Here is a 4,212-nt window from a genome sequence, read left to right as displayed (position 1 = left end):
GAATGCCTCGGCCTCCGAACAGATCACCTCGACCTCCGAGGAACTGGCCGGACAGGCGGAAGAGCTGCAGCAGAGCATCGCCTTCTTCCGGGTCGAGGACAGCCGTGCGACCGATCGACGTCCGGCGGTACGCAAGCCCGCGCCGCGCAAGCCGGCGGTGAAGGTGAGGCCGAACTCGGTCACCGACCAGCAGGCTCGCGCTCGCGGCTTCGCGCTGGACATGGCCCAGGGCGGCCCGGACGCCGACGACGCGGCGTTCGATCACGCCGCGTAATAGGGGGGCGGCATGGGGCGCGGCGATGGCGCGCCTTATGCCGTCGCCACCGCCCCCGCTGGCGCGAGGCCGGCATCGACCAGATTGCCGACGAACTGGTCGGTGCAGTGCGACCAGCAATAATGGGTGCCGATGCGGACACAGGCGTCGCGGTCGGCGGTGAGCGCCTGGGCGACGGCCGCCGCCAGATCGGTGTCGAGCGCACCGATGCGGTCGCTGCCGCCGCCCCGGCCGTCCAGCCCGATGACGTCGAGCGGCCCCGGCACCGGATAGGCGGCGACCGGGGTGCCGCAGGCCAGCGCCTCGATCATCACCAGGCCGAAGGTGTCGGTGCGGCTGGGGAAGACCAGCACGTCGGCGGCGCGGTAGGCGGCGGCGAGGGCCGCCCCCTGCTTCAGTCCGACGAACTGCGCCAGCGGATAGCGGCGTTCGAGGTCTGCACGCGCCGGGCCGTCGCCGACCAGCAGCTTGGTGCCCGGCGTCTCGAGCGACAGGAACGCCTCGATATTCTTCTCCACGGCGATGCGCCCGACATGGAGCAGGATCGGGCGCGGCAGGGTTTCGACGTCGAGCTGGGTGCCATCGGGTTTGAACAGCGACAGGTCGACGCCGCGCGACCAGCGCCGGGTATGGGCGATGCCGTGGTCGTGGAGCGATCCGGCGACACGCGCGGTGGCGGTCATCACGCCGCTGGCGGCGGCATGGAAGCGGCGCAGGAACGGCCAGAAGAGTCCGGCGGGCAGATGGGTGCGCATCGCCAGATAGTCGGCGAAATTGGTGTGGAACGAGGTGGTGAAGCGGGCGCCCTGCCCCCGGCACCAGCGCCGTGCCGCCCAGCCGAGCGGCCCTTCGGTGGCGATATGGATCGCATCGGGGTGGAAGGCGGTGATGCGGCGACCCAGTTCGGGGCCACAGCCGAACGCCAGCCGGATTTCGGGATAGCCAGGGCACGGCCGGGTGGCGAACCCGTCGGGGGTGAAGGTTTCGACAACGTGCCCACGTTGTTGCAGGCGGCCGATCGTCGTCTGCAACGTGCGGACGACGCCGTTGACCTGCGGGCTCCACGCATCGCTGACGATCGCGATCCTCACGCGGTGGCGACCGCCTGGCCGGCATCGACGGGCTTGCCGTTCGCCTTTGCCAGTTCCTTTGCCCAGGTTTCGGCCCGCCAGTCGATCAGCGACAGGGCCCCGGCATGATCCTCGACCAGCGCGGTGCAGCTTTCGACCCAGTCGCCGTCGTTGTAATACATGATGTCGCCGATCCGGCGGATTTCGGCGGTGTGGATATGGCCGCAGACCACGCCGTCGACGCCGTGTTCGGCGGCGGCGTGCGCCACGGTTTCCTCGAACCGGCCGATGAAGTTGACCGCGTTCTTGACCCGGTGCTTGGCATAGGCCGACAGCGACCAATAAGGCAGTCCGAGCTTGCGCCGCGCGAAGTTCCACACGCTGTTGGCCTTCAGCAGCGCGGTGTAGGCATGGTCGCCGAGGAAGGCGAGCCATTTGGCATAGAGCACCACGCCGTCGAACTTGTCGCCGTGGAGTATTAGCAGGCGGCGGCCATCGGCGGTTTCGTGGATATCCTCCTCGATCATCTCCACCCCGCCGAACTCGAGGCCGACATAGTCGCGGAATGCCTCGTCATGGTTGCCCGGGATGTAGATGACGCGGGTGCCCCGCCGCGCGAACTTCAGGATCGATCGGATCACGTCGTTATGGCTCGACGGCCAGTACCAGCCGCGCCGGATCTGCCAGCCATCGACGATGTCGCCGACTAGATACAGCGTCTCGCATTCGAAGGAATGGAGGAAGTCGACCAGTTGCGTGGCACTGCATCCCGGCGTGCCGAGGTGGACGTCGGAGATGAAGACGGTGCGGTAGGACTTTTTCGGACCCTCGGCACGATAGCTTTGTGGATCGTTGATCCAGTCCGGAATCTTGCGGGCGAGGGACTTTACGGTCGCCACCGATGCACTGCTTCGATCAGTCCGGGATACAAATGCCGTCGTCATCGTATTTCTCCACGCCAGTGGACCGGACTTTCGTCCTTGCGATGACGCGGCTGTAACCGGCGCGCGCGACAATAGTATTTCGCGCGTGTGACGGCGACTCTCATCAAACTGAAACCTTGCTGACATGACCGCGACATTGGCGTGTCATCGATGCCCGTCATCTTGAATGACCAGACAAGCCCGGCGCGGCACTGGACAAGGAAACTCACGGATTGGCTCAGGAATTGAACCGCCTCGGCGTGGCGAGCGCCTATGATCGCTGGGCGCCGATCTACGATCTGGTGTTCGGGCCGGTGTTCCGGCGCGGACGTCGCGCGGCGATCGATGCCGCCGAGACGGTCGGCGGCCGGATCCTGGAGGTCGGCGTCGGTACCGGCATCTCGCTGCCGCATTACCGCCATGACAGCCGGATCACCGGCATCGATATCGCCGACCAGATGCTCGACAAGGCACGAGACCGGGTCCGCCGGTTGAAACTGAACCATGTCGAGCGCATCGCGATCGGCGATGCCGAGGCGCTGGACTTTGCCGACGCATCGTTCGACGTGGTCGTCGCGCAATATGTCGTGTCGGCGGTGCCGCATCCCGACCGCGCCTTGAGCGAGTTCCTGCGCGTGGTGCGGCCCGGCGGGATGATCGTGATCGCGACCCGGCTGGGCGCGGAGGCGGGGATGCGCGCGAAGATCGAGCGCGCGTTGATGCCGATCACCAGCCGGCTGGGCTGGCGCACCGATTTCCCATGGGCGATCTATGGCGACTGGGCGGCGCGCAACCCGCAGGCGGAGCTGATCGAACGCCGCCCGCTGCCGCCGCTCGGCCATTTCTCGCTGGTCTGCTTCCGGCGCGCGGCCGACGCGCAGGACAACCACCCAACGCCCGCGCTCGGCGCGACCGCCTGACAACTCCCCCATTCCATCAAAGGTTTATTCGATGCCTGGATTCAAGGAAGCGCTGAAGGAACAGCGGTGGGACGACCATCGCTATTACCATCACAGCATCATCAACCAGGCGCTGCATTTCGTCAGCGCGACGACGTTCCTGATCGCTTACGTCGTGGTGTGGATCGACCCGGCGGTCGCCAGCCTGCTCGGCTGGCTGGTGGCGATGACCGCGCGGCAGTCGGGGCATTTCTTCTTCGAACCCAAGACCTACGACCATCAGAACCAAGCGACGCACGAACACAAGGAAGAGATCAAGGTTGGGTACAATCTGTTCCGCAAGGTCGTGTTCATGGGGCTGTGGGCGGCGACGCCGATCCCGCTGCTGATCGATCCGACCTTCTTCGGCATCTTCGAACCGCATGTCGGGTTCGTCGGCTTCCTGCGGCATCTGGCGCTGCTGTGGCTGGCGTTCGCGGTCGGCGGGCTGCTGTTCCGGGTGGTGCAGCTGTTCGTGCAGCGCGACGTGATGACCGGGCTGGTATGGGCGACGAAGATCGTGACCGATCCGTTCAACGACTTCATCCTGTATCGCAAGGCGCCGGTGCAGTTGTTGAAGGGCGCGCGGATCGACACTGACTTGCAGGAGGCAGCGCGCCGGTAAGCGCCGGGCAAGGCGTAGCGAAGCTACGTCGAGCCTCTAGGCGCGCCCGGCCGGCGGCGGGAAAGCGCCGTCCGACGAGCGTCGAGGTGCGGGCTGCCCCGCAGTCTGCAGATCGTGCCGGGGGCACGATCGACCTCGAAGCTGGCTTCGCCCGTCACGGGGCCTTAAAACAAACGCTTTTCCCAAATAAGTTCACGAAGTTCACACTCGCGACCGGTTTGCCGACTTGGCGGACCGGTCGCATCTGTTTGGGGCGAGGCGCTCGACGGGGAGAAATAGCGGCAGCAGTGTGACGAGCGACCCACCTGTAGGAAAGCGGCGTGTCGGCCGGTCTAGGGCCAATCGACATTCAGCCTCTCCCCTCCCTGGAAGGGAGGGGTCA

At 66.2% G+C, this 4,212-nt stretch carries 4 protein-coding genes and 1 pseudogene; 3 read left to right on the top strand and 2 right to left on the bottom strand.

Going from position 1 to position 4,212, the window contains the following annotated elements; all coding sequences use genetic code 11:
- Positions 1-274: pseudogene (locus ASE59_RS20025) on the top strand (methyl-accepting chemotaxis protein); the annotation flags it as partial.
- Positions 275-309: 35 nt separating this feature from the next.
- Here the strand turns inward: ASE59_RS20025 and ASE59_RS04870 are convergent.
- Positions 310-1,365 (bottom strand): glycosyltransferase family 4 protein, encoded by a 1,056-nt coding sequence (locus ASE59_RS04870; RefSeq protein WP_056453015.1) that lies wholly within the window; start codon positions 1,363-1,365, stop codon positions 310-312.
- Complete coding sequence (locus tag ASE59_RS04865) at positions 1,362-2,243, bottom strand: UDP-2,3-diacylglucosamine diphosphatase (RefSeq protein ID WP_056453012.1); 882 nt, start codon at positions 2,241-2,243, stop codon at positions 1,362-1,364. The genes ASE59_RS04870 and ASE59_RS04865 overlap by 4 nt, the downstream gene beginning before the upstream one ends.
- Before the next feature lie 257 nt (positions 2,244-2,500).
- On the opposite strand from ASE59_RS04865, the gene ASE59_RS04860 reads away from it, so the two are divergent.
- Both ASE59_RS04860 and ASE59_RS04855 read left to right on the top strand, forming a co-directional pair.
- Complete coding sequence (locus ASE59_RS04860) at positions 2,501-3,187, top strand: class I SAM-dependent methyltransferase (RefSeq protein WP_082458100.1); 687 nt, start codon at positions 2,501-2,503, stop codon at positions 3,185-3,187.
- A 31-nt stretch (positions 3,188-3,218) separates the two neighbouring features.
- Positions 3,219-3,830 carry a hypothetical protein gene (locus ASE59_RS04855; protein ID WP_056453006.1) on the top strand — a complete coding sequence of 204 codons (612 nt, stop codon included), beginning with the start codon at positions 3,219-3,221 and terminating at the stop codon, positions 3,828-3,830.
- Positions 3,831-4,212: the final 382 nt, after the last annotated feature.

It is taken from the genome of Sphingomonas sp. Leaf10, assembly GCF_001421245.1.
Lineage (GTDB): Bacteria > Pseudomonadota > Alphaproteobacteria > Sphingomonadales > Sphingomonadaceae > Sphingomonas.
Note: the sequence above shows the minus strand (reverse complement) of the source record. Positions and strands in the feature narration are given on the sequence as shown.